The organism is Acinetobacter sp. ANC_7512 (assembly GCF_056779935.1).
In genome coordinates this window covers 79,237-105,953 of record NZ_JBWYIX010000001.1, presented here as the reverse complement: position 1 = coordinate 105,953, position 26,717 = coordinate 79,237, and the positions used below count along the sequence as shown (strand labels likewise).

Genomic DNA, 26,717 nt, shown 5'->3' with positions numbered 1-26,717 from the left:
GAGAACATCAATGGCACGTTTCTACCGTCGTCGTAAGTTCTGCCGCTTTACAGCTGAGAACGTTACATATATCGACTATAAAGATATCGATACTTTAAAACAGTACATCACTGAAAACGGCAAGATTGTTCCTAGCCGTATTACAGGTACTAAAGCTCGTTACCAACGTCAATTAGCTCTTGCTATCAAACAAGCTCGCTACTTAGCGTTGATTCCTTACACTGACAATCATAAGTGAGGTTGAGCTGTGGATATTATCTTATTACAACGCATTAAGAACCTTGGTAAATTAGGTGATAAAGTTTCAGTTAAAGCTGGTTACGGCCGCAACTACTTAATCCCTCAAGGTAAAGCAGTTGCTGCTACTGAAGCTAACACTGCTGCATTCGAAGCTCGTCGTGCTGAACTTGAGAAGCAAGAAGCTGAAGTATTAGCTGCTGCTCAAGCACGTGCTGACCAATTGAACGAAGTAAATATCGTAATCACTGCGAAAGCTGGTGACGAAGGTAAACTATTTGGTTCTATCGGTACTCGTGACATCGCTGACGCGTTGACAAATGCTGGTCTTGAAGTTGACCGTGCTGAAGTTCGTTTACCGAACGGTGCACTTCGTCACACTGGCGAATTCAACATCGCAATCCAATTGCACCATGATGTTGTTGCTGAAGTTCTCGTTACTATCGTATCTGAGTAATTTTATGCAAAGAAAAAGAGCATGCATCAGCATGCTCTTTTTTTATCCCTAATAATTATAAAATTTTATTTAGCAAGCTGAAATTTGGACTTAGTTTTTCATTTGTTATCGATATTATTTGTTGCACTGTCTTGATTGTGCATTTTGCATTAAGATAAGTCTCCCCTATTCATTTTCGTAATTATTGTAAATCAAGGTTTTATATGTCTCAGGCGACTGCCAAAAAAAATACGAATAACACTGAGTTAGATTTGCTAAAGAGTGAATCTTCAGCACTCAAAGAGTTTCGTACGCCTCCGCACAATCTTGCTATTGAACAGGCTGTTCTTGCCGCACTCATGACAGTAGCTGAGTCATTCGAACAGGTCAGCGATATATTAACCGAGAATGATTTTTACGCGACTCGACATAAATATATTTTTAGAGCAATTGAAAAACTTTCTAAAGAAAGTTCACCTTATGATGCCGTATTGGTCAATGATTGGTTAATCAAACAGAACCTGCTTGATGCGATTGGCGGTGAAGAATATTTAATGCAATTGATGGCGGATTCCCCATCAAGCTTTTATAACCTTGAAACTTATGCCAATAAAATACGTGAATTTGCAACTTTGAGAAATATGATCAAAGTTGGTAATGAAATTCTACAAAATGCGTATGACACGAAAGGTCGAGAAGTCAGTGAAATTTTAGACTTAGCTGAGACCAGTATCTTTTCTTTGGCTGAACAACACAATAACAATGCTAAAGCTCAAGGACCAAAAGCAATTAATACCGTTGTCGCAGATGTATTCGATAAACTCAACGAATTATCACAACTTGATGGGAATATTACAGGTCTGACCACAGGATTTGTGGAGCTTGATAATAAAACATCAGGTATGCAAGCTGGAGATATGATCGTCGTTGCTGCCCGTCCATCAATGGGTAAAACAACTTTCGCAATGAATTTAGTCGAAAGTGTGCTATTCAATTGCAACCTTCCTGCTCTCGTATTCTCCATGGAGATGCCTGCTGACTCTATTGCCATGCGTTTAATTTCCTCGTTTGGTAAAGTGCATCAAGGACATTTACGATCTGGCAAATTAGATGGCGAAGAATGGAACAAGGTCACAGGAACTATTCTTCAACTGCAAGAGAAGCATCTCTATATTGATGATTCTTCTGCCCTGCCACCGACTGAAATGCGTGCACGTGCAAGACGTATCGCCAAGCAACACGGTGGTAAACTGGGTTGCATCATGGTCGATTACCTGCAGTTAATGAAAGTACCAGGTATGGGTGATAACCGTGTGGGTGAAATTGGTGAAATTTCTCGAAGCTTGAAAGCATTGGCGAAAGAGATGCATTGCCCAGTGATTGCACTTTCGCAGCTTAACCGCTCACTCGAAAACCGTCCAAATAAACGTCCTGTAATGTCAGACTTACGTGAATCTGGAGCAATTGAGCAGGATGCCGATTTGATCATGTTCATTTACCGTGATGAGGTATATAACAAAGAATCTAAAGAAGCAGGAACTGCTGAAATCATTATCGGTAAACAACGTAATGGTCCAATTGGTACCGTTCGACTCGCTTTTGAAGGTCAATATACGCGTTTTAGTAACTTGTCACCTGAATATTACGCGCAGAACCAAGAAGAAGAGTAATTTTGCTTTGATCAATTCTTAGTTAAGAACGCACGAATTGATCGAACACAATTATCTTTTTTTAGTTTAAAGGATTTAACCTTTCCACATGCCTCTAGGAGTAAATTAGAGTGCGCCAAGCAACGGTTTGTATTGACACACACGCATTGCAATACAATTTAAATCGCGTGAAACAACTTGCACCAAACTCTAAAGTTGTAAGTATGGTAAAGGCAAATGCTTATGGTCATGGAGTCTCAGACTGCTTAGCCGCATTGAGCCAGTCTGATGCTTTTGGCGTTGCATGTTTAGAAGAAGCACTTGAAATACGTGAATTAGGTTTTAAACAACCTATCACCTTAATTGAAGGTGTTTTTTCTGAAGATGAAATGCAAATTGCGATTGAGCAACATATTGAAGTAATCGTTCATCGTCATCAACAACTGCAGTGGTTGTTGCAAGTTAAAGATGCTTATATCGCCCGAAATCTAAAAGTATGGGTTAAACTAAATAGCGGAATGAACCGCTTAGGCTTCAAAATTGATGTAATCAAATCGATTATTCATCAATTAAAAAATGAAGGTTTTACCTGTGTACTTGCAATGCATTTTGCTAATGCAGATGTTGATCACCCTTTAAATGAACAACAAATATCTCAATTTCTTGAAGTAAAACAAGATTGTGCACCAATTTTAGCTTCGTGTTGTAATTCAGCAGCAATTTATAAATACCCTGAATTGCATTTTGACTATGTTCGTCCTGGTATTATGCTGTACGGCGCAACGCCATTTGCAGATCGTGACGTCCACGCTCTAGATTTAAAACCTGTCATGACATTCAGTGCTGAGATTATTGCACTTAACGCCATTCAATCAGGTGAAGCTGTAGGTTATGGCTCAACCTTTGTTGCTCAGCGACCTATGCAATTAGCAATTGTCTCGATCGGATATGGTGATGGGTATCCAAGAGCTTTTATTCGTGAGAATTCAGTTTCATTTAAAGGTCAATTGACCCCAGTGATCGGTCGGGTTGCCATGGATATGATTGCCATAGATGTCACTGATCTCAACGCGAAAATTGGTGATCCAGTAGAATTATGGGGTAAACATCGTTTAGTGGATGATGTTGCTGAAGCGAATGGTACGATTGGTTATGAGTTGTTATGTCGATTAAGCCAACGTCCGAAGCGTCTCAAAATGTAATGAGCGAATTAAATCAACGTAATGCTAAACAGCATTACGTTGTAGTTCATTAAAATCCGTATCCTGAGCGCGTGTCAAAAATCGAATTAGATAATCAGCTTGATCTTGAGTAAACTGTGTTGGCGTAAATTGACTAAATCCCATATCTATTAAAGCCTGCTTCACTGGACTTTGTCGTCCTACAAACTTCATAGACCATTCTTGAAATTGTTTTTTTTCAATATTTTTTCGCTGAAATAGGCGAATTTGATGATGGCGTTTATCCTTGTGAAGCTTTTGCAGCAATATATCTAGTGTGGCTTCATCACCCTCTAGACATTGAAAATAGTGCCCATCTGCATAATAAAGTGCTCCAGAAATTTGATGCTCAAAATTGAAATGACGGGCTTCAGTCAAGATTTCACGAACATCAATCAATAACCGACTTGCATCTGCAGTTGACACACTCGCATAACTGAACTGTTGCATTGCTTCCCCTAATTTTTATAGTAATGATTTAATATTCAATGCAACTCAATTTAATCTAAACTTAACCATAAAGCAAAATTATTGCCAATAGTCTTCTGTTGGACGTGGCAAACCGTTTAATCCTTGACGCAAAGTATCTGACCAAAGTTTACTAATAGATGAGAAATATGGATCATCATCATGAATACGTTTAGACAATGGAATCGCAAAACTATCTTTTTTATAAATACATGCATCCAGTGGTAAGCCCACAGAAACATTAGATCTAAGGGTTGAATCAAATGAAATTAAACCGCATCTTAATGCTTCATCTAATTCAGTATTGTAATTTAATGCACGATCTAAAATTGGTTTACCGTATTTACTTTCCCCAATCTGAAAAAAGGGCGTATCTGACGTCGCATTGATAAAATTACCCTGAGGATAAATATTATATAACTGAATATCCTCCCCTTGAATTTGACCAGAAAGTAAAATCGTACAGTGATAATTACTTTGCTCTAGTTGATCAGTAGTCACATCCATAATGACACGCTTTAAAGTATGACCAACCAATTCAGCCATCTCGAACATGCTATTCACACTATACAAATTAGGTTCGTGTTTTAAATCTAGCTGATTCTGTAAATGTCCTATAACGGCTTGTGTCGTCGCCAAATTACCCGCAGTTTGTATACTGATAAAACGCTCACCCTCAACACCGAAAAGATAGAGTTTACGAAAGACAGAGATATGATCTACACCTGCATTTGTTCGCGTGTCACTGATACAAATTAAGCCATCACGTAAACGCATAGCACAACAATAGGTCATTGAAATCTCTCTTCTAAATTTTGTTCTAACACGGTAATACCTGAACGATGGTCGTCATACTCTCCACGCCACCAGCCTCTCGCACACCTCTGATAGGTGCAACGTCCCAATAATCACGCCCTAATGCAATATAAATGTGTGAACTTGGCGTATAGAGCTGATTGCTAACATCAAATGTATACCAAACTCCATCTATATAAGCTTCAGCCCAAGCATGGCTCGCCAAATGACTCATTTCTGGAACGTAAAGATATCCAGAAACATAACGCGCAGGAATATTTAACTCTCTACACATACCTACAAATACATGAGTATGATCCTGACATACCCCTTGTTGATGATGGAATGCATCTATTGCCGTAGTATTCACTTGAGTAGAATCTGAAATATATGGCATATGCTCAAGCAATGCATAACTTAAATGTTTTAATTCATCACGAGTCTTTTTACTCACATGCTGAGCTGCAAAAGCTTTCATTTCAGCATCACATTGAGTCGCTGGGGTAATTTGTAGAAAAATACCGACTGGCACTTCTGACTCAATAGCTTGTTCTGAAACTGTATCGATTTCAATAATACCCTGCGCCATAATACTTAAATTTTGATATGCATAGCGTTGAGTCGAAGTGATCCAAATATTATTAAAGGCATCTTTTGCTTCGACCGTATGACCAGGAATACTCACTGACCAAACATCTACTTTTTGGTGAGCATTACATTGAGGACACATTCGTATATATTGGATACTATTTTTTGCCGTTTCCGTATATTGATAATGGGTTTGATGATTAATCATCAATTTCATGCATCCACCTCAAATAAACATTGCACCTGATCATTCAATTGGTAAAAGCTATTAGCATTTGGATGCGCTAAAAGATGTTGCCAAGCCTCATCTAAGCTGTCCCATCCTTTAGACTTCAACAGTTCAATCACAACACTTAAAGAATTGATTGTAGAATTAACATCCTGATTCAATCTTATTTCACGATCAAGATTTTCGAAATATTGTCCTAGACTAAAAAACAGAAAAATGTCTTCATTTTCAGCTTCTAGAATATCGCTACACTCATCAACAACAGTACAAATTAATCCTGCATTTTGTGTCGCTGTATCCACCATCTGTTTTAATTCTGAATAAGCCTGAACTGACAATACACCACGTAAATCTTGAATATTATTTTTCACATATTCAAATTGTTGAAAAAAAGAAGCTGGCTGATCATTACTCATAATCAGCTCATTGAGCGAACACGCATTAAAAGCAGGTAAGCAAAAAGCATGGGCATACTGCAATGCTTGAACATCATCTTGAAATGGAAACTGACCACATAAATGTTGAATACGAGATAAATAACGGCCAACCCAGTAAATATTTTGTGCATTGCTGTTTAATATAATCATGACAAGCTCCTGGTTGTATATTTATGAATGTAGCGGATCTATAACCCACGTATCTTTAATGCCACCACCCTGCGATGAATTTACAACTAATGCCCCTTCTTGCATCGCAACTCGGGTTAAACCTCCCGGCACGATTTCTGTACGATACGGTGAACTTAAAATAAACGGTCTTAAATCAATATGGCGTTCAGCGATGCCGAATTCAGTTAAAGTGGGAGCGACTGAAAGCGCTAAAGTTGGTTGTGCAATGTAAGCATGCGGCTGTGCAATTAACTTTAATCTAAATTGTTCAATTTCTTGTTCGGTCGCTTTAGGACCAATTAACATGCCATAACCGCCTGAACCTTGCGCCTCTTTAACCACTAACTTTTCTAAATTACAAAGTACATAATCGAGTTCTTCACGTTCACGACATTGGTAAGTCGGTACGTTATTTAAAATTGGCTTCTGGTTTAGATAGTAATCAATCATTTTATCGACATAAGGATAGATTGATTTGTCATCTGCTACCCCCGTGCCAGGCGCATTTGCAATCACGACATTGTGTTGTAAGTATGCAGACATTAGGCCAGGTACACCTAATGTACTGTCTGGCATAAAACACAATGGATCAAGAAATCCATCATCTAGGCGTCGGTAAATTACATCGACTTGTTTTTTACCCCAAACGGTTTTGGCATAGACCTTAGCATTTTCAACAAATAAATCCTGACCTGTAACTAGAGGAACATCCATCTCACGTGCGAGGAAGCAATGCTCATAATATGCACTGTTATATCGACCCGGTGTAAGCACCACGATAAATGGATTATCTACTTCAGCATTTTCCTCGAGTATTTGTCTTAAAAGTTGTGGGTATTGCTCTACACCTTGTAAATTTGATGACTTACAAAGTTCGGGCATCATTTTTTCACTAATTTTTCGACTTTCCAACATATAAGACACGCCTGATGGTGTTCTTAAATTGTCTTCTAATACAAAGAAGTCACCTTGCTGATCACGAATAATATCGATTCCGCTAATTTGACTATAAACTTTACCTTTCAATGAATGTTTATACATCAATGGTTGGTATGCCTCATGAGTGAGCACTTGCAGCTCAGGCACTAAACCATCTTTTAAAATCGCCTGATTATGGTAAATATCATCTAAAAAAAAGTTCAATGCTTGCACTCTTTGTGCACAGCCTTGCTCTATTTTGTGCCATTGTTGTTTGGCAATTACACGTGGAATTAAGTCATAAGGAATAATACGATCTGTACCCTCAGCATCACCATAGACTGTAAATGTAATGCCCTGATAGAGGAAATGTTCCTTCGCTTGATGATTTAAAGATTTCAGCTCATCCAAGCTTCTTTCACATAACCAATTTTCGATTTTGCTAGATGCCTCTAAGCCAATCGTTTTGTCATCTAAAAGTTCATTATAAAATTCAGATTTAAGTTGATCGAACAAGTACGCAGTGCTGTTTTGTTTAACTTCGATCTGCTTAGATTTTTCAAAAGCTTCGACGGTATGATCAGCCTTAAAATTTGCGAGAATTGAAGTGTTATCTTTTTCCTCTTTTAGCATACATACCTCTTAATTGTTATCAATTGTAAACAAAATTAAGCAATTTCAATGCCAAAAATTTACCTATTCATCTATTAATGCCCCATTTTTGAAGCATTCACAACGAAAAATGGCCTAAAGATGTATCGAAATATACTCAACAGCTTCACTTTCCATGCTTGCTTATCTCTTAAAGATTTTTTATTGTGTGTTTGAAAAATATTTTCTCTTTATTCATTAGTTGATTATGTCCTCTCAAGAAAAAGAAACATCGAATAGCTTATATCGACAGTGGCAAATTCTTTCACGTTTAACCACTGGCAAATGGATGGGTACACGAGAGTTGCAAGAGACCCTGCAAAGAGAAGGTATTGAAATCAGTTTAAGAACCATTCAACGTGATTTAAATCAAATTTCTCAAAGATTTCCTATTGAGAGTAATAAAACTGTACCACAAGGTTGGCGTTGGCGATCAGATGCCCCAATTCAAAGCTTGCCGCATATGACCAGCTCACAAGCCGTCACCTTCATGATGGTTGAAGAGCATTTGAAGCATTTGCTTCCTCCAAGCTTAATTGAGGAAATGAACCCTTGGTTCGAGCTTGCAAAACGCAGCTTATCTACACAAAACAATGTACGTCAGTGGATTAACCGAGTTCGTATTGTCCCAGCAAGCCAGCCCTTGATCCCTCCTGTTGTAGAGAAACATGCGCAGCAAGCCATTTATGAAGGTCTATTGCAAGATAAACAGATCGAATGCATATATCGTGCGCGTGGACCTGAAAGTGAAGAACGTAGTTATACCTTAAACCCGCTTGCATTGGTTCAAAAGGGTTCAATCATTTATTTGATTTGTACTCGACATGACAAATCAGAAGTTCAAACCTTTGCTTTACATCGTTTTAAATCTGCAAAAGTTCTAGAGCAACGCGCCTTACACCCTGTTGACTTTGATATTGATGCTTACATTGAATCTGGTGCGCTCGGCTTCAGAGTTGATTTCAATAAACCCACTGAGCTCGTTCAACTCGAACTCTTTATGAATAAAGCTGATGCACTTTACTTTTCCGAAAGCCAACTCAGTAAAGATCAATCCATCACACAAGTATCCGATGATCTCTTTAAAGTGGTGGCTAATGTGCCATTTACTTCACAATTGGTTTGGTGGCTCAGAAGCTTCGGCAAAAAAATCATTCGTATTGAACCGCTCGATGTATTTAACGCCGTTCATGAAATTGAAAATTAAAAAAGAGCCAAATTGGCTCTGAAGATTTTTTATTATCATATTTTCAGTATTGCGCTGATTTCTTATTGTGTTGAGTTTAAATACGTGAACTAAACTCCCCTTTAGCCCACGTACACTTTTCAATGTCGTTGGATTATGATTTACATCGTGCAGCATGCAATTTCATAACCATTATAACGAATACGCTTCATCGTCATGGCCTTTCCTCTTTGTTGTGAACGTAGAATCAATATAACGACATCAACTTGGATTGAGAAATAATCATAATTTCTTTATTAATCTCTATTCTTGTTAAACGTAAATAATAAATTATTTATCTTATTTATGAATAAATCGTTATATGAGGATCAAAAAAACCCGCATCAAGCGGGTTTTTTGGACTGCAACAGGCTTAAGCAGATTTTTTAGTTTGTGCATTCTTACGAATCGTAATCATCACCAATTGAACAGCAGCAGGTGTAACGCCCGGAATACGACTTGCTTGAGCGAGAGTTTCAGGGCGAACTTCTTTGAGTTTCAAAGTAATTTCACGAGATAAACCAGATACTACGTCATAATCAAAATCAGCTGGAATCTTGGTTTCTTCAAGACGCTTCATTTGTGCAACATCCTGATGCTGACGGTTGATATAACCTTCGTATTTCACCGCAATCTCAATTTGGTCACCTACTTGAGCAGAAACATCAGAACCAGTAAGTTCCGCAATTTGAGCAAAAGTAATGTTTGGACGTTTCAACAAATCAATCGCAGAACATTCTTTAGAAAGATCCGCACCTGTCATTTCAACGAATTTTTTACCCATTAGATTGTTAGGTGCAGCCCAAAGATGTTGTAAACGACCTGTTTCACGCTCAACCGCTTCCATTTTTTCGCAGTACGCTGCCCAACGCTCGTCATCCACAAGACCCATTTCACGACCGATTGGTGTCAAACGTTGGTCTGCATTATCTTCACGAAGCATCAAACGGTATTCCGCACGTGAGGTAAACATACGGTAAGGTTCTTTCGTACCTAAAGTGATTAAGTCATCGACCAATACACCCATGTACGCTTCATCACGCTTCGGTGTCCATTGTTCTTGATCCCACGCACGGCGTGCAGCATTCAAACCTGCAAGTAAACCCTGTGCACCGGCTTCTTCATAACCTGTCGTACCGTTAATTTGACCCGCAAAGTACAAGTTATTAATCGCTTTAGTCTCTAAAGTGAATTTCAAAGCTTGTGGGTTGAAATAATCATACTCAATGGCATAACCCGGGCGCAGGATATGCGCATTTTCCATGCCACGGATTGAGCGTACTAATTCAAACTGGACATCAAACGGTAAAGATGTAGAAATACCATTTGGATAAAGTTCATGTGTATCTAGGCCTTCAGGCTCTAAGAATACTTGGTGAGAATCTTTATCGGCAAATTTATGAATTTTATCTTCGATTGACGGACAGTAACGTGGTCCTACACCTTCAATCACACCAGTATACATCGGTGAACGGTCTAGGCCGCCACGAATAATATCATGAGTTTTTTCGTTGGTATGGGTGATATAGCAGTTGACTTGCTCTGGGTGCATAGATGCATCCCCCATAAATGACATCGTTGGTGATGGGAAATCACCCGGCTGTGGTGTCATCACAGAGAAATCTACAGAACGTGCATCAATACGTGGTGGCGTACCTGTTTTTAAACGACCTACTGGCAATTGAAGCTCACGTAAACGGTGCGCTAAAGAAATTGAAGGTGGATCACCTGCACGACCGCCGCTTGATTTCTCAAGACCAACATGAATCACGCCACCCAAGAATGTACCAGCGGTTAACACGACAGTTTTCGCATCAAAGCGAATCCCCATTTGTGTTACCACACCTTTAACGGTATCGCCGTCAACAATGAGATCATCTGCTGCTTGTTGGAAAATATCAAGATTGGCTTGGTTTTCTAATGTTTCGCGAATAGCCGCTTTATAACGTACACGGTCAGCCTGCGCACGCGTTGCACGAACTGCAGCACCTTTACGTGAGTTCAGAATACGGAACTGAATACCACCCTTGTCTGCTGCGAGTGCCATCGCACCACCTAAGGCATCAATTTCGCGAACGAGGTGTGATTTACCAATACCACCAATCGCTGGGTTACAGCTCATCTGCCCTAAAGTCTCAATATTATGAGTTAAGAGTAAAGTCTGTCGACCCATACGTGCCGCAGCAAGCGCTGCTTCTGTACCAGCGTGTCCGCCACCGATAACAATGACATCGTAAACTTTAGGATAATGCATAGTGGTATATGAGGAGATAAAAATAATGACAGAAAATTATAGCAAATTTTGTTTGCCTTGAGACAATCGAGAACGATTTAATTCTAATTTTTTTGAAGTCCAATAATATAAACCATTTTGATATTAAAATTTATAAATTTTGCAGATTTAAGTGATTTTTTAACAATTTAGAAAATTTATTTACAGCATTGCCCTTCCATTGATTTGACTATTTTTTCAACATATTCATGTCATATTTTTTAACAAGAGTATACGAACATGAAAGTCCAGTTATTTACGATGTCAATGTTATGTTGTTTGGGTCTAAGCGTAAGTAGTATGAGTATTGCGAATGACAAAGTTGATAATGCCTATAATGCCAAACAATTCCAAAGCGTATGTAAGGGTAAAAGCGAAGGTGATGCTGTCAGTTTCCCGTATAAAGGAATCATTTGGAATGGTACTTGCCAAACTCAATTTTTCCCTACCCAAAGTAAAGATTTGAAAGGAAATGAAGAGCAGCTTAATTCAGCTTGTAAGTCTGATGCAGCGAGTGTTTCCGTGAATATTGAAGGTCAAGAATATAAAGGCAAATGTGCACTCGGATATGCGCCACCGATGCCAAAAGCGTCTTAACCCAATTTTTTTTAAATTCGACCATTTATGCAACCAATTGAAAAATTGGTTGCTTTTATTTATTGATAACGATAAAACCAAATTAAAAATAACGATCTATTTACATATAACACAACAAAATTCAGGATGAATTTATGGACACAGGGATCCTCACGATTTTTTTACCTTTAGCACTTGCAATTGTGATGGCGGGTTTAGGACTTGAACTCACTGTTCAAGATTTTCTACGCGTTCGCAAACACCCTAAAGCAGTGCTCATCGCATTATTTTCCCAACTCGTCATTTTGGTTGGCGTTGCATTTATTATATGTAAAATACTCAATCTTACGCCTTACTTGGCTGTCGGCTTAGTGTTGCTTGCTGCCTCACCAGGGGGTGCGACAGCCAATCTGTTTAGCTATTTATATAAAGGTGATGTTGCGCTCAACATCACCTTGACTGCGATTAATGCCATTATTGCTGCAGTGACCTTGCCGCTGATCGTGAATTTTGCAATCACACATTTCATTCAGGATTCAACTCAAATTGGTCTGCAATTTAGTAAAATTTTACAAGTGTTCGCCATTATTCTTATTCCAGTTGCCCTCGGTATGTTTGTGCGCTACAAATTTCCAAATGTTGCAACTAAACTAGAAAAACCAGTGCGTATTTTTGCCGTTGTATTCTTAGTGTTAATTATTGTCGGTGCAGTACTTTCTGAACGTGCCAACATTATGAATTATCTTGCTCAAATTGGTTTGGCAACAGCGTTATTTTGTATCGCAAGTCTTAGCGTTGGTTATTTTCTACCACGCTTCTTTGGTGTACCGAGTTTTCAAGCAAGAGCGTGTGCTTTTGAAATTGGTATCCATAACAGTACTTTGGCCATGGCGATTGCAATCACGATAATGAATAGCAGCGAAATTGCGATGCCAGCAGCTGTTTATTCAATCTTTATGTATATCTTCGCTGCTATTTTCGGCATGTTGCTGAATCGTTTTGCACCATTAGACCATCCGGCTGAGTTAACTCGAAACCACTCACAAATTAACTGATATTAATTGAGTTAACCCACTCATCTTAAAGGCACTGTAATCGTGCCTTTATTTATGCTTCAGGTTTTATCTGCATTCTTAAAGCGAATACAGTACAATGCTAACTCTCGTATTGCATATTTAGGTTTTTTTACTGTGAAGTGGTTACAAATCCATATTACTGTCGATCAAGCACAAGTTGATTTTACTGAAACATTATTATTATCTCTTGGTGCAGTCAGTGTGACGCTAGATGATGCAGAAGATCAAGCGTTATTAGAACCACTTCCAGGTGAGACTCCGCTTTGGAACAAAGTCATCGTAACGGGTATTTACGCTCAAGAAGATGATGAAGAAATCGATGTCGTCGCACTAGAAACTTTCATTAAAGACCAGATGCCTGAAGCGCCTTTACGTTATGAGTTTATCGAAGATCAAGAGTGGGAACGCACTTGGATGGATGCATATGAGCCAATTCAAATTGGTGAAAAATATTGGATCGTGCCTGAGTGGATGGAAGCACCTGAAGCGGATGCGGTCAATATTAAATTAGATCCAGGCCTAGCTTTTGGTACAGGTAATCATGCTTCAACATTCCTCTGCCTACAATGGTTAGGTAAAACCGATGTAAAAGACAAAATCGTCATCGATTACGGCTGTGGTTCTGGCATTCTAGGTGTTGCTGCCCTACTGCTTGGTGCAAAAAAAGTATATGCAACAGATATTGATCCTCAAGCTGTACTCGCTACACAACAAAATGCTGAATTAAATGGCGTGCTCGAAAATTTATATGTCGGCTTACCTGAAGAATTTAATCAAGCACTCGGTGAGCAAAAGGCAGATGTATTTGTCGCAAATATTCTTGCTGGCCCACTGATGGCACTTGCTGAGGAGTTTTCAACACTCATTCAACCTGAGGGTGAATTCGCACTAGCCGGTATTATTGAAGAGCAAGTTGATGATGTTTCTCGTGTTTATGCTGAATTTTTTGATATATTAGACAAAGAAAAGCGTGATGAAAATTGGTACCGTCTTTCTGGGAAACGCCATAAATAAGTAGAGCTTAATTTAAGATATGAGTGATAAACAAACCCGCTGCCCAAATTGCTCCACAATTTACAAGGTATCAGTCACCCAGTTAACTGTTGCCGAGGGTATGGTTTGTTGTCCTAAATGTTCTGCTGAGTTTAATGCGCTTCTACATCTATTCAATCCTCAACCGAAAGTGGTTGAGCCTTTAATCACAGAAGTCCAAGACAGTACAACACCATCTGAAGATGTGATTGAACCCAAACAAGAACAACACCTATTGGATATTTTCGATCGTAAAGTTGCAAATTCAAACATAAACTTGCGTACCTATTTAAATAACTTAAATACTTTCAATCATGATCCGATTACCAACTACCCTTCTTTAAATCTTTCATCATCAATCCATGCCAATAGCCAATCGAAACCAAGAACTAGGCTTTATATTGCGACATGGGCGATCGTAAATACAATTTTAGCGTTATTACTGGTTTTTCAATTTTTATGGTTTAACCCAAATGTATTGCAACGCTCACCTGCGCTAAATCAGGCATTTATATCAGCATGTAATTTATTTAATTGTGACACGCTCGATGAACGCTATACCCATATAAAAGTACAAGACCTCAATATTGAGTCAACATCAGCGATATCTACTGTTTTTTCAGGTCACTTGGTGAACCAATATAGCAAAGGGTTAAAACTGCCTCTGTTGAAAATAAGCATTTATCAACAAGGGAAGCTGATTTCATCCGCTATTAAAGCACCCAATGAATATTTAGTAGAAAGTTTGCATGGAATTACACGAATTCCTCAAGACAGTCCATTTGGTTTCAAATTTAGTATAAATTTTTCCCAATCTGAGTTTGACAATTATAAATTGGAAGTTATACGACCATAAGATCAAAAAAAACGATAAAAAAATTAAAAAAAATGTAGTTTTCTTGCTCACTTTTTCATAGACAATGGTATGATACGCGCCACGAAAGCTTTGTACCGCAAACTCCTCGCAATTTCTCAAAATAAATACAGTTCTGTTCATGTGCTTAATTTTTTTATTCAGCGCATCAGGGATGTTTTTTGTTTTATGTGGAACCGTAACAAATATTAAACTATTGTTACGCTTATTTTTCACTCAATTGCTCTAGTTGTGGCAAGCTAATTGTTCTTGTTTTAGAGTCGACCGTTTTAGGACCTAAAACGGAGCTCGTTTTTTTATTTTGACCACAAAATCACTTTTACCCTAAGTGATTATTGATTCTCGGATTAACTCGCATGAATAGCAAATCTCCTATTTTTACTGCACAATCTGATGTCGCTCTTCGTATTCACGTAGATCGCGCAGTTCGCCATTATTTTGCACAATTGCAAGGCGAGCAACCATCTCAAGTTTATGACATGGTTTTAGCAGAAATGGAGAAACCTCTTTTATCTGTAGTGTTAGAATATACACGTGGCAACCAGACTCGCGCTGCTGAGATTCTAGGCCTTAACCGTGGTACTTTACGTAAAAAGTTGAAAGCTCACGGTTTAATGAGTGAATAAATGATAAAATGCTTGCGGCTTCCGCGGGCATTTTTTTTACCTGCTATTTAGCTTTTTTGTTTTAATTCTTGATAACTGTGACTAAATCATGACTATTAAACGCGCATTAATCTCTGTTTCTGATAAAACAGGCATTGTTGAATTTGCCCAAGACCTTGTTGCTCTAGGGGTAGAAATTTTATCTACTGGCGGTACTTATAAGTTGTTACGTGACAACAATATTGCTGTAGTCGAAGTTTCAGAGCACACTGGTTTCCCAGAGATGATGGACGGACGTGTAAAAACACTTCATCCGAAAATCCACGGTGGTATCTTGGCTCGTCGTGGTCTAGATGAAGCTGTGATGGCTGAACACAACATCGATGCGATCGATTTAGTTGTGGTAAACCTTTATCCATTTGCTGCAACTGTTGCAAAACCTAACTGCTCACTTGCTGATGCGATTGAAAATATCGACATCGGTGGTCCAACGATGGTTCGTGCTGCTGCGAAAAACCATGCGTCTGTAGGTATCGTTGTAAATGCATCTGACTATGCGACTGTAGTTGCTGAGCTTAAAGCTGAAGGCTCACTTTCTTATGCAACTCGTTTCGACTTAGCAGTTAAAGCATTTGAACATACTGCTCAGTACGACGGTATGATCGCATCTTACTTAGGCGCTCGCGTTGGTAAAGAAGAAGGTCAAGCTGATCAATTTGCACGTACATTCAATACGCAATTAAATAAAGCTCAAGATTTACGTTACGGTGAAAACCCACATCAATCTGCTGCATTCTATGTTGACCCTGCTGCAACTGAAGCTTCTGTTTCTACTGCTAAACAGTTGCAAGGTAAAGAATTATCTTATAACAACATTGCCGATACTGATGCAGCACTTGAATGTGTTAAATCATTTGCAAAACCTGCATGTGTAATCGTAAAACACGCAAACCCATGTGGCGTTGCAGTCTCTTTAGACGGCATTAAAGCTGCATATGATTTAGCTTATGCAACTGACCCAGAATCTGCATTCGGTGGCATCATTGCGTTTAACCGTGAATTAGACGTTGCAACTGCACAAGCTATTGTTGATCGTCAATTTGTTGAAGTGATTATTGCACCAAGCGTTGCTGAAGGTGTATTAGAAGTGACTGGTGCGAAGAAAAACGTACGTGTACTTGTATGTGGCGAATTACCAGCAATTGACGAACGTGCTCCACAAATGGACTACAAACGTGTAAACGGCGGTTTACTCGTTCAAGATCAAGACTTAGGTATGATTACTAAAGATGATCTTAAAGTTGTGACGAAACGTGCCCCAACTGAACAAGAAATTGATGACATGATCTTTGCTTGGAAAGTTGCGAAATACGTTAAATCAAACGCGATTGTTTATGCTAAAAACCGTCAAACGATTGGTGTGGGCGCAGGTCAAATGAGCCGTGTAAACTCTGCTCGTATTGCTGCGATCAAAGCTGAACATGCAGGCTTAGTCGTTGAAGGTGCAGTAATGGCATCTGACGCATTCTTCCCATTCCGTGATGGTATTGATAACGCTGCTAAAGCAGGTATCAAATGTATCATCCAACCGGGTGGTTCAATGCGAGATGAAGAAACGATTGCTGCTGCTGACGAAGCAGGTATTGCAATGGTGTTCACTGGCATGCGTCATTTCCGTCATTAATTAATGGTTCGTGTCATGATGACTTCTCATAAGTCACCTATAACACTGATAAGAGATTTTTAATCTTGCCTAAAGTCCTCTTCTATTCATTTAGTTGAGGACTTTATGTCATTTTCGATTCATGGAGTATGAACCGATGAATATTTTAGTTTTGGGTAATGGCGGTCGTGAACATGCGTTAGCATGGAAAATCGCTCAAGATGAAAAAGTAGCTAAAGTTTTCGTTGCACCGGGTAATGCGGGCACAGCAACTGAACCAAAATGTGAAAATGTAGCACTTAACATTTTAGATAACCCTGCCATTATCGACTTTGCAAAAAATAATGCCGTGGACCTGATTGTTGTCGGTCCTGAAGCACCGCTTGTAAATGGTGTAGTCGATGCTTGTCGCGCTGCAGGTGTGAAAATTTGGGGTCCTACCCAATTTGCAGCGCAATTAGAAGGCTCTAAAGCATTTGCGAAGCACTTCCTGAAACGTCACAACATCCCAACGGCTTTCTATGACGTGTTCACAGAAGTCGATGCTGCTAAGGCATTTGTTGAGAAAAATGGTGCGCCGATCGTGATCAAAGCTGATGGTCTTGCTGCTGGTAAAGGCGTGATCGTTGCGATGACCAATCAAGAAGCATTCGATGCAATTGATGACATGCTTGCAGGCAACAAATTTGGTGATGCAGGTTCACGCGTTGTCATTGAAGAATTCTTGGCAGGTGAAGAAGCATCTTTCATTTGTATGATTGATGGCGATAACATCTTACCAATGGCAACTTCACAAGATCACAAACGTATCTTTGAAGGTGACCAAGGTCCTAATACTGGTGGTATGGGTGCTTACTCTCCTGCCCCTGTTGTAACGGCTGAAGTTTTTGAAAAAACCATGAATGAAGTGATGCGTCCTACCGTTGAAGGTATGAAAAAAGACGGGCACGTTTATACAGGTTTCTTATACGCAGGTTTGATGATTGATGAACAAGGTCAGCCTAAAGTAATCGAGTTCAACTGTCGTTTTGGTGACCCTGAAACTCAACCGATCATGATGCGTTTAAAATCATCTTTAGTTGATTTAGTTGAAGCAGGTATTGAAGGTAAACTTCCTGCAGAAGCCGAATGGGATGAGCGTAAAACGGTTGGTATCGTACTTGCGTCACGTGGCTACCCTGAAACGTCTAGCAATGGCGACGTGATTTCTGGTTTAGATACGGAAATGGCAGATGCGAAAGTGTTCCATGCAGGTACGAAAGCCAATGAGAATGGTGATATCGTAACTGCTGGTGGTCGTGTACTTTGCGTGACTGCTCTTGGTAATACCATTGGTGAAGCACAAGCAAAAGCGTTAGAGCTTTGCCAGAAAGTGACTTTCGACGGTGTTCAATATCGTAAAGATATTGGTTACCGTGCGATTGCTCGTGAAAATGCTTAATTATCTTTAAGTATAAAAAACCCCGCTGAGTGCGGGGTTTTTTACATTTCATATAGATTCATCTTTCTCTTTAATTTTAAAATCATTTAAATCTATTTTAAAAGCATCATACTGATAATCATATAAAACTCGTCTTGCATGTAAAATTTGATCTATAGTTTGTAGGAAAGTACGTCTCTGATTAGTATCTTCTTTTAATGGATTATCTAAAGCGTAGCTAGCTAAAGCTTCACCCCACTCCTTACCTTTTAATGAATTTTTACGATCTGAATATTCTCTATAATATTTTTCAAAGGCTTTCCCAGACTTAATACTTTCTCTATCTCCTGATCTCAATCTCTCAGAATTAAACCCTAGCTTTTCATCTAATGAAATTGCTATTTCAATAAGCTCATTTAATGTAAAGTTTTCAAACTCAAAATCAGGATAATTAACATTGATGTAACCAACAATATTATTTTTTTCTAATTGTTTTCCAAAAAAGCTAACATTTCTTGAGACATCACCATCAAAAGAAATAAAGCTGAATCTTTTTAATTCTCTGTCACTTTTCAAATGATCTTCGAGTCGCATTGGTGCATTTGCATTTTCCTGAAAAACACCTTTTAAATTAATGAATTCAATACCAGCAAGAGCAGCTTTTGGTAAAATATGTAATGCCGCTTGATACTCAGTTTCGCCCTCTAAATACCATCTTATTGTGCTACCAGTGTGTAATCCAAATTCGAAAGCAAGGCGAGGTCTAGTGGTGAGTCCATTTTCAATCGGCCTTTCTGATCCATATAATTTTGTTCTAGCACCTTCGTGCCAAAAACCAAATGCTTCATATTCTTCAGCCCATTGAACACCATGCGCTTCTTGAAATGCTAATCGTATAACTTCAGCAATATGTCTAAGCCACAAAGCACCACCAATATTCCCGGTGATTTTTTCCCTTTTAGTCCAAGGTGCTAAACGGAGCATCATATACAATTCATAGTTATCATCGAGTTTTGCAGCTCCTATTCTTAATTTTTCATGATTTGACCGCCAAGTTTCGATATCCAAAGTCTTAACATAAGCTAAAATTTTATTTTTATAAGGAAATAATGTCTCATCAAACTCTTCTGGAGTTGAGCAATATGGAAATCTAAGTTTTGTTTTATTCGTGATCTTAGGCCAATATATTGGTTCTAAGAGTATAGCTAAATTACTAATTTGATTAGCTAGCTTTACTTCAGCTTCAATTAACTCTAAAGAAGGTAAAGAGTCACTTACACGCCTTAAAAAATCCTGAAATGAATCACGATTAATTGATGAGGTTACAGTGTGTCTTAGCTTACATAGCTGTACTGCCCTCAAAAATGGATATATTCTAAATGGATGAAATAAGTTATTGCTATCTACAGTTAACCAACCTAATTCAATAAACCTACTCGGATCACCTTTTACCACCCCAGCTATAGAAATCCCTCTATCTTTAGCAAAACTAATCATTTTCGTTTCAATAATTAAATCATTTTGATTTAAATTAGAATAATCTTTCAAATTTTCTTCAAAAAACTGATGAATTTCTGTGAACATTTTCTTAGCTTATAAATATTTAACTTTCTACAATCTAATAAAATATCATTTATTAATTCCTATCTATATGAAAATTTTTCTGCAAACCCCTCGCCTCATCTTCGGCCAACGGCAAGACGCTGACACTGCTCCATTTATCCAAATGTGTGTAGATGCTTGAGTTATAATTTATGATCAAATCCAACCTCTTTTTCACGATACATAAAAACATCCCTCATCTAATATGAGGGATTTTGGACTATTTAGATTCTAACTTTGGATGCAGCTTTACCATCATCTTAGAATACCCACGAACAAAATTAGACTGAACAATCTCAGGCTCCTCAAGCACTTCAATTCTGTCATAACGCTGTAGAATTTCCTCCCACAGGATGGACAATTGCATCTCAGCCAAACGACTACCCATACAGCGATGAATTCCATAACCAAATGATAGATGTTTTTTCACATTTTCACGATCAATACGAAATTCATCCGCATTTTCAAACACAGTTTCATCACGGTTAGCAGACGCATACCACATAACAACTTTGTCACCTTTGCGGATATACTGACCTTTATAAATTAGATCTTGAGTCGCTACACGGCGCATATACGCCAATGGTGTCTGCCAACGAATAATCTCACTAACCATATTAGGCAACAGATCAGGATTATTCTTCAGCTTGTCTAATTCCTGAGGGAACAAATGCATTGCATAAACCCCGCCCGACATCGAGTTACGAGTCGTATCATTCCCGCCTACGATTAATAATGCCAAATTCCCCAGAAACTCTAATGGCCGCTGAATCAGATCCTTTGTTTCATCACTCCGAATAAGCATACTCATCAAGTCAAAACTTGAAGCCTCACCTGCTTTTATACGTGCAGCCTTATCATGCCAGAGTTGAGACAAATCTCTCACCATCTCTTTTAAACCATCAAAAGTATTTTCAATGGTCATCGTACCGCCTGTCGTACCTGGGGATGAAGATGCAATTTCAGACCAATACACCAATTTACGGCGTTCTTCGTAAGGAAAATCTAACAATGTCGCCAACATTCTTGAGGTCAGTTCAATTGAAACTCGATCTACAAAGTCGAAAGCTTCATTTAAAGGCAAGTGATCAAGTACGTCTTGGGTACGTGTCCGAATCAAGCTTTCCATGTCTTTTAAGTTCTTAGGTACAAAAACCCCCTGCACTGCTTTACGCTGAATATCATGCTTCGGTGGATCCATCGCAATAAACATTTCAAGCTCTAATCCTTGCGGTTGCTCACCCAACATAATGATCGGTTCTGAAGAAAAGAGCTGATGATTTTTATCAACGTACATGACATCTTCGTACTGTGTCATCGACCAAAAAGGACCAAATAAACTGTTTGATTGATAATGTATCGGCGCATCTTTCCGTAATCGCTTAAAAGTATCCTTCCATACACCTTGCTTGTATAAAAAAGGGCTACTGACATCAAGCTCTTGTAAGGGGCAAACATTTGGATCTGGAAGTTGAATTTCTTCAATTTGATCAAAATCAGGATTCTTGAATAGGCTACTTTTTAATTTATGGTATACATGGGCAGCTTTGATATGATTTTCTAAGGGAATATAGCGAGCGCTAAAATTCACCAAATCTACTCGAACAGCATTCATTTTTTTGACTAAATTATTCATGACAATGTGTCCTATGTGATCTCATCATTAAATTTATATTCAGCCTTTATTCCATTAAGCTGATGATCTGTGTTTGAGCATAGAATTTTAAAAATACACAATCAGGTCATTTTTTGACATTAATAAGTCATTTTTTGACATTCTTTTTATCCAAATTAGCAGCTCTAATGAGGCTAGATTTAAGAAAGATCAATATCACGCTATCTGGACTTGAGTATGATGTCTAAAGGAATAGAACATAGCAATCAGGACGATAATGCAATTCGGGCATTGATTCCCTGCGCCTATATCAGAATTATTGCGCAACAATTGGGAGGTGGGCTGCGTGTATTCCCAACTTTATTGAATGGCACATCACTGACTGCTGAATTTATTCAACAAGAAGATTCTCGGATTTCAGCATCTGATTTTATTCGTATATTTGAAAATGCATTGAACATGACAGATGTTCCCGATTTCGGTTTAGAACTTGGACATCGCCTTAAACCCACGACTCATGGCGCAATGGGCTTTTTGATGCACAGTTGCCCAAACCTCTATGCTGCACTTGAAGCGATTCAACATTATCTACCAACTCGGATTGGATTTGCAGAAGTCATTCTCGAAAAGAGTGATCAGCAGATGAATTGTAAAATTCACTTTAATATCGATTGCTCCACTCTTGTATATCAAAGCATGATCGAGTCTTGCATGGTGGTATTTAAAGAGTGTGCTGAATTTATTTTAGGTAAGCCATTAACTGAGGCGAAGTTGCTTTTTAGCTACCCTAAACCGGCTTACCATGCTGCTTATACAAAAATTTTTCAATGTGATTTCGCATTTTCAAAATCTTTTGATGGCATTCAGATACCCTTATCTGTGTGTGAAATCCCGAATGCTTCAGCAAGTCAGGAGAACTATCTGATTGCAAAAAAACAATGTGAAAATGTACTTAAGGAACTTCTTACACCCCAAAATACTTATCAGTTTCGTGTCAAAAAAATACTGATTGAGCATTTATCAGATCCCAAAAATGAATCTGAGATTGCCGCTTCATTATTCATGAGCAAGCGAACCTTAGCTCGTCATTTAGAAAAAGAAGGTTTAACCTTTAAAGAAGTCAAAGATCAGGTGCTTGCACAACAAAGTACTTATTTTCTTGAGCATACGCAACTCACGATTGAAACAATTGGTATGCTTCTTAATTATCACGATGCCTCAAATTTCAGACGAGCATTCAAGCGTTGGTTTGGTATGCCCCCTAGCCAATATCGGCAGAAATACAATAATGATCTTACCAAGCAAATTTCTAAATTAAATTAAATCCATATTTTTCATATTGATATATTAAATCATTATAAGGTGTTCGGCTGATAACGGGTCTTTCTAATTTTAAACACTCAAATTATAAGTATGATATTTAAAGTTTATTTATACATTCTCATAAATTGTATATGACGCTTTATGCTAAGCTAGTTCATTAACATCACTATATTGAATAAAAAAAAATTGTTATCATCAACCAACTTTTTTGTTATCAATGCTTAAATAATTGATAGCTAAATACCGAATTATCTCTAACAGATGAATAGCTTGAAGTGCTCTTGAAACAAGGACAGTTCATTTCACTATTCACCTCACTGCATATGTAAGTTGAAGATCGTTTCAACATACTCAGGAAATATCATGAAGAAAATTCTTGGTTTAGTTTTGGGCCTATCAGTGGGTATCGCTGGATGCTCAAAACAAGATGCTCCAGAAACCGCTGCAAACAACACGAATAAAGATTCAGTTCAAACCATTACAATCGCTTCTACAGGTTCAGATGCAGATATCTGGAAGTTCATTGCAAAATTGCCAGAAACTGAAGCTGCAGGTTTAAAGTTAGATGTTAAAAACTTTACTGATTATGTTTCAATGAACACTGCGGTAGCCAATAAAGAGATTGATATCAATGCCTTCCAATCATATGCATATATGGTTGCATACAATGATGCCAATACTCAAAAAATTGCGCCATTATCTACGACTTATCTTGAGCCAATGGGGATTTACTCAAGCAAAGTTAAAAATTTAAATGATTTCAAAACAGGTTCGACCATTGCAATTCCAAACGATGGTGCTAATGAATCACGTGCCCTTTTATTATTGCAATCTGCTGGTTTAGTAAAGTTAAAACCTCAATTTGACAATGTCAAAGGCACTACTTCTGATGTAACTGAGAATCCTAAACAAATCACCATCAAACCGATTCAAATGGCAACTGCGGTACGTGTGAAAGATGAAGTGGATGCCATTGTATTAGGCAACACCTTAGCAATGGAAGGTGGTTTGAACGTATTAAAAGATGCGATTTACTACGAGCCAATCGATCAAAGTACAAAAATGAATGTGAATGTACTGGCTGTAGCTGAAGGCCGTCAGAATGATCCTGTATTGCAAAAGGTAGGTCAGCTATATCATACAGATGCGGTTAAGCAATATGTGAAAGAGAACTTTGGTGGCACTAAAGTTAATGTTGATAAACCAACGACATATCTCACAGAAGCTCAATAATTCTAGACTTCTGTATTTTTAACAGGCAAATTTAATTTGCCTGTTTTTCATTTTTAATAGTTCTTGACGTTATGATTGAATTTAAAAATATTAGTAAACATTATCAGCTTAAAGGCCAAACTATTCACGCCTTAGACAATATTAATCTGACGATTCCAGATGGAAGTATCTTCGGAATTATAGGCTATAGTGGTGCAGGTAAAAGTACACTGATCCGTTTGATCAATTTACTAGAAAGACCCAATCAAGGTCAAATGATCATCCACGGTCAAGATTTCACTGCTTTGAGCGCTTCAAAATTACGTCAAGAACGCGCCAATATTGGTATGATTTTCCAGCATTTCAATTTACTACAAACCAAAACCGTTGCAGCCAATATTGAAATGCCAATGAAACTCCTTGGCTGGAGTAAAGCTGAGCGTCTAAAACGCTTAGATGAGCTACTTGAGTTTATCGATTTAAAACATAAACGCGATGCTTTTCCAGATGAGCTTTCTGGTGGTCAAAAACAGCGTGTAGGTATCGCTCGGGCACTTGCCAATCATCCAAAAATTCTACTCTGTGACGAAGCAACATCAGCGCTTGATCCTCAAACGACAAAGTCTGTACTTGCCCTTTTGAAAAAAATTAATCAAGAGCAAGGAATCACCATTGTTATGGTTACGCATGAAATGGATGTTATTGAGTCGATTTGCGACTTTGTTGCAGTTATGGAGCAAGGCAAAGTGATTGAACACGGCAGTACTCTCGATATCTTTAGTCAACCTCAACACCCGACGACCAAAACATTTATTCAAACTGTTTTACAGCAGCAATTACCTATCAATATTTTAAATAACTTAGAAAATCAAAATCACCACAGTATTTATAGCTTGCAGTTCTTAGGTACTTCGGCCCAAGAAACTGTTGTGCAAGCTGCCATTAAACGATTTGATATTAGTCTCAATATTTTATTTGCCAACATGACCGAAATTAATGGCGCTGTGATTGGGCAAATGTTTGTGCAATTACTGGGTGATCCAGACATTATTCAAGAAACCATCAGCTTTTTCCAACAACATGGCGTTAAAGTTGAGCAATCAGGAGTACGTGCATGAGAGATATGATTGTTCAATGGCTAACAGAAATTACTGAACCTTTTTGGAAAAGCTCACTTTCAATTGATCAATTTGTGACAGCCCTGCAAGAAACTTTTCATATGGTTTTCTTTGCAATGCTATTCGGTACGATTTGGGGTTTAATTCAAGGGATAACCCTACTTGTTACACGACCAAACGGGATTTTAGCCAATCGTGTGATTTACTATGGATTAAACCCTATTGTGAATGCATTACGTTCCCTCCCGTTTATTATCCTCCTGATCGCGGTTATTCCACTGACAAAAATGATTGTGGGTACTTCTATTGGGACATGGGCAGCTATTGTTCCTTTAACCATTTATGTAGGACCTTATATTGGTCGTCTGGTTGAAACTTCACTCCTTGAAGTCAACGAAGGTATCGTGGAGTCAGCGCAAGCTATGGGCGCAACACCCCTACAAATTATTTTCAAGTTTATTCTGCCTGAGGCACGCAGTTCCCTCATTCTCAATTTAACTACAGCTGCAATCAGCTTAATTGGTGCAACAGCCATGGCTGGCGCTGTCGGTGCAGGTGGCATTGGTGATCTTGCGATCTCCTATGGTTATCAACGCTTTGATACCAGTGTCGTTATACTCACCGTTATTGTGCTTTTAGTATTAGTTCAATTGGTGCAAATGACAGGTGAAAAACTCGCCAAAATGCGATAGTAAATTTTAAAAAAAAGATCTCAACTGAGATCTTTTTTAATATCAATCCATCCAAAGTGAAGCGATTTTTTCCATTAATTGCGCACGTAACGGCGCAGTCGGATTGCATGGATTACGCTTTGCTTCATGCGTATAAAACGCTTGCCATTCGCGTATCATTTCCAAACTAACACCTTGTGCTTTTAACTGATGGATGTCTTGCTTGGATATACTTTCTAAGCGTGCTTGAGCACCTTCTGGCCCTGTCGCCCAACCGATAACCCCTTGCCCAAAACTCGTAAGGCTCATTTGGTTGGGTGTTTGAGGAACCGCTTTACGTTCGATTGTCTCATTGACCTTACAGCTGCTTGGACGCTCGTATAATTGAGACTTTTGCAGTTGACCAACTTGAGAGTTCTGCATACAACCAACAAGAACAATCGAACTCATCACTGCGCTGATGCAAGCACTCAATCTCACTTTTATCATCATTTACTTTTTACTCGAAATTAGTTCATCAGATCAGATAATCTTAAGCTAACAACAATGCACCTCATCAAATTCGAAATCAATATTTACAATACATCGCTGTTTAAAATTTGGGTGAATTTTACAATTTGATAAGCTTGATCTA

At 38.4% G+C, this 26,717-nt stretch carries 24 protein-coding genes and 1 pseudogene; 16 read left to right on the top strand and 9 right to left on the bottom strand.

Features of this window, described 5'->3' with window-relative positions:
• Nucleotides 1-10 precede the first annotated feature (10 nt).
• The 4 genes from rpsR (at nt 11) to alr (ending at nt 3,524) form a co-directional block, all read left to right on the top strand.
• On the top strand, nt 11-238 hold the full coding sequence (rpsR, locus tag AC1M9H_RS00510; protein WP_004719336.1) for a 30S ribosomal protein S18: 228 nt from the start codon (nt 11-13) through the stop codon (nt 236-238).
• A gap of 9 nt (nt 239-247) precedes the next feature.
• Nucleotides 248-694 (top strand): 50S ribosomal protein L9, encoded by a 447-nt coding sequence (gene rplI, locus AC1M9H_RS00505; protein ID WP_035267617.1) that lies wholly within the window; start codon nt 248-250, stop codon nt 692-694.
• Between the two features lie 203 nt (nt 695-897).
• A complete protein-coding gene (dnaB, locus tag AC1M9H_RS00500; protein ID WP_035267619.1) occupies nt 898-2,343 on the top strand; it encodes a replicative DNA helicase in 1,446 nt (481 codons plus the stop codon).
• 110 nt (nt 2,344-2,453) lie between these two features.
• Nucleotides 2,454-3,524, top strand: coding sequence for an alanine racemase (alr, locus tag AC1M9H_RS00495; protein WP_481612504.1), 1,071 nt, complete (start codon nt 2,454-2,456; stop codon nt 3,522-3,524).
• A gap of 24 nt (nt 3,525-3,548) precedes the next feature.
• Here the strand turns inward: alr and AC1M9H_RS00490 are convergent, their stop codons facing one another.
• From AC1M9H_RS00490 to AC1M9H_RS00470, 5 genes and pseudogenes are all read right to left on the bottom strand, one after another.
• A complete protein-coding gene (locus AC1M9H_RS00490) occupies nt 3,549-3,992 on the bottom strand; it encodes a BLUF domain-containing protein (protein ID WP_179998266.1) in 444 nt (147 codons plus the stop codon).
• Nucleotides 3,993-4,070: 78 nt separating this feature from the next.
• Entirely contained in the window at nt 4,071-4,805 is a 735-nt protein-coding gene (locus AC1M9H_RS00485; protein ID WP_035267625.1) for a proteasome-type protease, read from the bottom strand.
• A gap of 25 nt (nt 4,806-4,830) precedes the next feature.
• Nucleotides 4,831-5,610 carry a transglutaminase family protein gene (locus tag AC1M9H_RS00480; RefSeq protein WP_481612503.1) on the bottom strand — a complete coding sequence of 260 codons (780 nt, stop codon included), beginning with the start codon at nt 5,608-5,610 and terminating at the stop codon, nt 4,831-4,833.
• Nucleotides 5,607-6,209, bottom strand: coding sequence for a hypothetical protein (locus tag AC1M9H_RS00475; RefSeq protein WP_481612502.1), 603 nt, complete (start codon nt 6,207-6,209; stop codon nt 5,607-5,609). The genes AC1M9H_RS00480 and AC1M9H_RS00475 overlap by 4 nt, the downstream gene beginning before the upstream one ends.
• A 21-nt stretch (nt 6,210-6,230) precedes the next feature.
• Nucleotides 6,231-7,664 (bottom strand): annotated as a pseudogene (locus tag AC1M9H_RS00470) (circularly permuted type 2 ATP-grasp protein); the annotation flags it as partial.
• 343 nt (nt 7,665-8,007) lie between these two features.
• On the opposite strand from AC1M9H_RS00470, the gene AC1M9H_RS00465 reads away from it, so the two are divergent.
• Entirely contained in the window at nt 8,008-9,006 is a 999-nt protein-coding gene (locus tag AC1M9H_RS00465) for a helix-turn-helix transcriptional regulator (protein ID WP_035267629.1), read from the top strand.
• Nucleotides 9,007-9,397: 391 nt separating this feature from the next.
• Here the strand turns inward: AC1M9H_RS00465 and mnmG are convergent, their stop codons facing one another.
• Nucleotides 9,398-11,278, bottom strand: a complete 1,881-nt coding sequence (mnmG, locus tag AC1M9H_RS00460) for a tRNA uridine-5-carboxymethylaminomethyl(34) synthesis enzyme MnmG (protein ID WP_481612501.1) — start codon at nt 11,276-11,278, stop codon at nt 9,398-9,400.
• A gap of 258 nt (nt 11,279-11,536) precedes the next feature.
• Between mnmG and AC1M9H_RS00455 the strand changes: the two genes are divergently transcribed.
• The 7 genes from AC1M9H_RS00455 (at nt 11,537) to purD (ending at nt 18,563) form a co-directional block, all read left to right on the top strand.
• On the top strand, nt 11,537-11,893 hold the full coding sequence (locus AC1M9H_RS00455; RefSeq protein WP_035267631.1) for a hypothetical protein: 357 nt from the start codon (nt 11,537-11,539) through the stop codon (nt 11,891-11,893).
• A 134-nt stretch (nt 11,894-12,027) separates the two neighbouring features.
• A complete protein-coding gene (locus AC1M9H_RS00450; RefSeq protein ID WP_092766166.1) occupies nt 12,028-12,927 on the top strand; it encodes a bile acid:sodium symporter family protein in 900 nt (299 codons plus the stop codon).
• Nucleotides 12,928-13,062: 135 nt separating this feature from the next.
• Entirely contained in the window at nt 13,063-13,962 is a 900-nt protein-coding gene (gene prmA, locus AC1M9H_RS00445) for a 50S ribosomal protein L11 methyltransferase (protein ID WP_035267660.1), read from the top strand.
• Nucleotides 13,963-13,981: 19 nt separating this feature from the next.
• Nucleotides 13,982-14,836, top strand: coding sequence for a DUF3426 domain-containing protein (locus tag AC1M9H_RS00440; RefSeq protein ID WP_481612500.1), 855 nt, complete (start codon nt 13,982-13,984; stop codon nt 14,834-14,836).
• Nucleotides 14,837-15,210: 374 nt separating this feature from the next.
• A complete protein-coding gene (gene fis / locus AC1M9H_RS00435; RefSeq protein WP_001086304.1) occupies nt 15,211-15,480 on the top strand; it encodes a DNA-binding transcriptional regulator Fis in 270 nt (89 codons plus the stop codon).
• Nucleotides 15,481-15,568: 88 nt separating this feature from the next.
• Nucleotides 15,569-17,143, top strand: coding sequence for a bifunctional phosphoribosylaminoimidazolecarboxamide formyltransferase/IMP cyclohydrolase (gene purH / locus AC1M9H_RS00430; RefSeq protein ID WP_092766164.1), 1,575 nt, complete (start codon nt 15,569-15,571; stop codon nt 17,141-17,143).
• Nucleotides 17,144-17,279: 136 nt separating this feature from the next.
• A complete protein-coding gene (gene purD, locus AC1M9H_RS00425; RefSeq protein WP_481612499.1) occupies nt 17,280-18,563 on the top strand; it encodes a phosphoribosylamine--glycine ligase in 1,284 nt (427 codons plus the stop codon).
• A 48-nt stretch (nt 18,564-18,611) separates the two neighbouring features.
• On the opposite strand, the gene AC1M9H_RS00420 is transcribed toward purD, so the two are convergent.
• Together AC1M9H_RS00420 and AC1M9H_RS00415 are read right to left on the bottom strand one after the other, a co-directional pair.
• Entirely contained in the window at nt 18,612-20,126 is a 1,515-nt protein-coding gene (locus AC1M9H_RS00420) for a hypothetical protein (RefSeq protein WP_481612498.1), read from the bottom strand.
• A gap of 238 nt (nt 20,127-20,364) precedes the next feature.
• On the bottom strand, nt 20,365-21,780 hold the full coding sequence (locus tag AC1M9H_RS00415) for a cytochrome P450 (RefSeq protein WP_481612497.1): 1,416 nt from the start codon (nt 21,778-21,780) through the stop codon (nt 20,365-20,367).
• A 216-nt stretch (nt 21,781-21,996) separates the two neighbouring features.
• Here AC1M9H_RS00415 and AC1M9H_RS00410 point away from each other — a divergent pair, with 216 nt between their 5' ends.
• From AC1M9H_RS00410 to AC1M9H_RS00395, 4 genes are all read left to right on the top strand, one after another.
• A complete protein-coding gene (locus tag AC1M9H_RS00410) occupies nt 21,997-23,082 on the top strand; it encodes an AraC family transcriptional regulator (RefSeq protein ID WP_481612496.1) in 1,086 nt (361 codons plus the stop codon).
• Between the two features lie 363 nt (nt 23,083-23,445).
• On the top strand, nt 23,446-24,315 hold the full coding sequence (locus tag AC1M9H_RS00405; protein WP_035267639.1) for a MetQ/NlpA family ABC transporter substrate-binding protein: 870 nt from the start codon (nt 23,446-23,448) through the stop codon (nt 24,313-24,315).
• Between the two features lie 71 nt (nt 24,316-24,386).
• Nucleotides 24,387-25,412 carry a methionine ABC transporter ATP-binding protein gene (locus AC1M9H_RS00400; RefSeq protein ID WP_179998301.1) on the top strand — a complete coding sequence of 342 codons (1,026 nt, stop codon included), beginning with the start codon at nt 24,387-24,389 and terminating at the stop codon, nt 25,410-25,412.
• A complete protein-coding gene (locus AC1M9H_RS00395; RefSeq protein ID WP_035267644.1) occupies nt 25,409-26,104 on the top strand; it encodes a methionine ABC transporter permease in 696 nt (231 codons plus the stop codon). Before AC1M9H_RS00400 ends, AC1M9H_RS00395 begins: the two co-directional genes overlap by 4 nt.
• 42 nt (nt 26,105-26,146) lie before the next feature.
• Here the strand turns inward: AC1M9H_RS00395 and AC1M9H_RS00390 are convergent, their stop codons facing one another.
• Complete coding sequence (locus AC1M9H_RS00390; protein ID WP_481612495.1) at nt 26,147-26,533, bottom strand: DUF4951 domain-containing protein; 387 nt, start codon at nt 26,531-26,533, stop codon at nt 26,147-26,149.
• Nucleotides 26,534-26,717: the final 184 nt, after the last annotated feature.

Coding starts and splice junctions, on each gene's coding strand:
- AC1M9H_RS00440 (WP_481612500.1), top strand. CDS start 13,982: ATGAGTGATAAACAAACCCGCTGCCCAAATTGCTCCACAATTTACAAG.
- purH (WP_092766164.1), top strand. CDS start 15,569: ATGACTATTAAACGCGCATTAATCTCTGTTTCTGATAAAACAGGCATT.
- fis (WP_001086304.1), top strand. CDS start 15,211: ATGAATAGCAAATCTCCTATTTTTACTGCACAATCTGATGTCGCTCTT.
- AC1M9H_RS00455 (WP_035267631.1), top strand. CDS start 11,537: ATGAAAGTCCAGTTATTTACGATGTCAATGTTATGTTGTTTGGGTCTA.
- AC1M9H_RS00390 (WP_481612495.1), bottom strand. CDS start 26,533: ATGAGTTCGATTGTTCTTGTTGGTTGTATGCAGAACTCTCAAGTTGGT.
- rpsR (WP_004719336.1), top strand. CDS start 11: ATGGCACGTTTCTACCGTCGTCGTAAGTTCTGCCGCTTTACAGCTGAG.
- AC1M9H_RS00450 (WP_092766166.1), top strand. CDS start 12,028: ATGGACACAGGGATCCTCACGATTTTTTTACCTTTAGCACTTGCAATT.
- AC1M9H_RS00485 (WP_035267625.1), bottom strand. CDS start 4,805: ATGACCTATTGTTGTGCTATGCGTTTACGTGATGGCTTAATTTGTATC.
- AC1M9H_RS00465 (WP_035267629.1), top strand. CDS start 8,008: ATGTCCTCTCAAGAAAAAGAAACATCGAATAGCTTATATCGACAGTGG.
- AC1M9H_RS00415 (WP_481612497.1), bottom strand. CDS start 21,780: ATGAATAATTTAGTCAAAAAAATGAATGCTGTTCGAGTAGATTTGGTG.
- AC1M9H_RS00400 (WP_179998301.1), top strand. CDS start 24,387: ATGATTGAATTTAAAAATATTAGTAAACATTATCAGCTTAAAGGCCAA.
- AC1M9H_RS00475 (WP_481612502.1), bottom strand. CDS start 6,209: ATGATTATATTAAACAGCAATGCACAAAATATTTACTGGGTTGGCCGT.
- mnmG (WP_481612501.1), bottom strand. CDS start 11,278: ATGCATTATCCTAAAGTTTACGATGTCATTGTTATCGGTGGCGGACAC.
- AC1M9H_RS00480 (WP_481612503.1), bottom strand. CDS start 5,610: ATGAAATTGATGATTAATCATCAAACCCATTATCAATATACGGAAACG.
- AC1M9H_RS00395 (WP_035267644.1), top strand. CDS start 25,409: ATGAGAGATATGATTGTTCAATGGCTAACAGAAATTACTGAACCTTTT.
- AC1M9H_RS00410 (WP_481612496.1), top strand. CDS start 21,997: ATGATGTCTAAAGGAATAGAACATAGCAATCAGGACGATAATGCAATT.
- AC1M9H_RS00490 (WP_179998266.1), bottom strand. CDS start 3,992: ATGCAACAGTTCAGTTATGCGAGTGTGTCAACTGCAGATGCAAGTCGG.
- AC1M9H_RS00405 (WP_035267639.1), top strand. CDS start 23,446: ATGAAGAAAATTCTTGGTTTAGTTTTGGGCCTATCAGTGGGTATCGCT.
- dnaB (WP_035267619.1), top strand. CDS start 898: ATGTCTCAGGCGACTGCCAAAAAAAATACGAATAACACTGAGTTAGAT.
- purD (WP_481612499.1), top strand. CDS start 17,280: ATGAATATTTTAGTTTTGGGTAATGGCGGTCGTGAACATGCGTTAGCA.
- AC1M9H_RS00420 (WP_481612498.1), bottom strand. CDS start 20,126: ATGTTCACAGAAATTCATCAGTTTTTTGAAGAAAATTTGAAAGATTAT.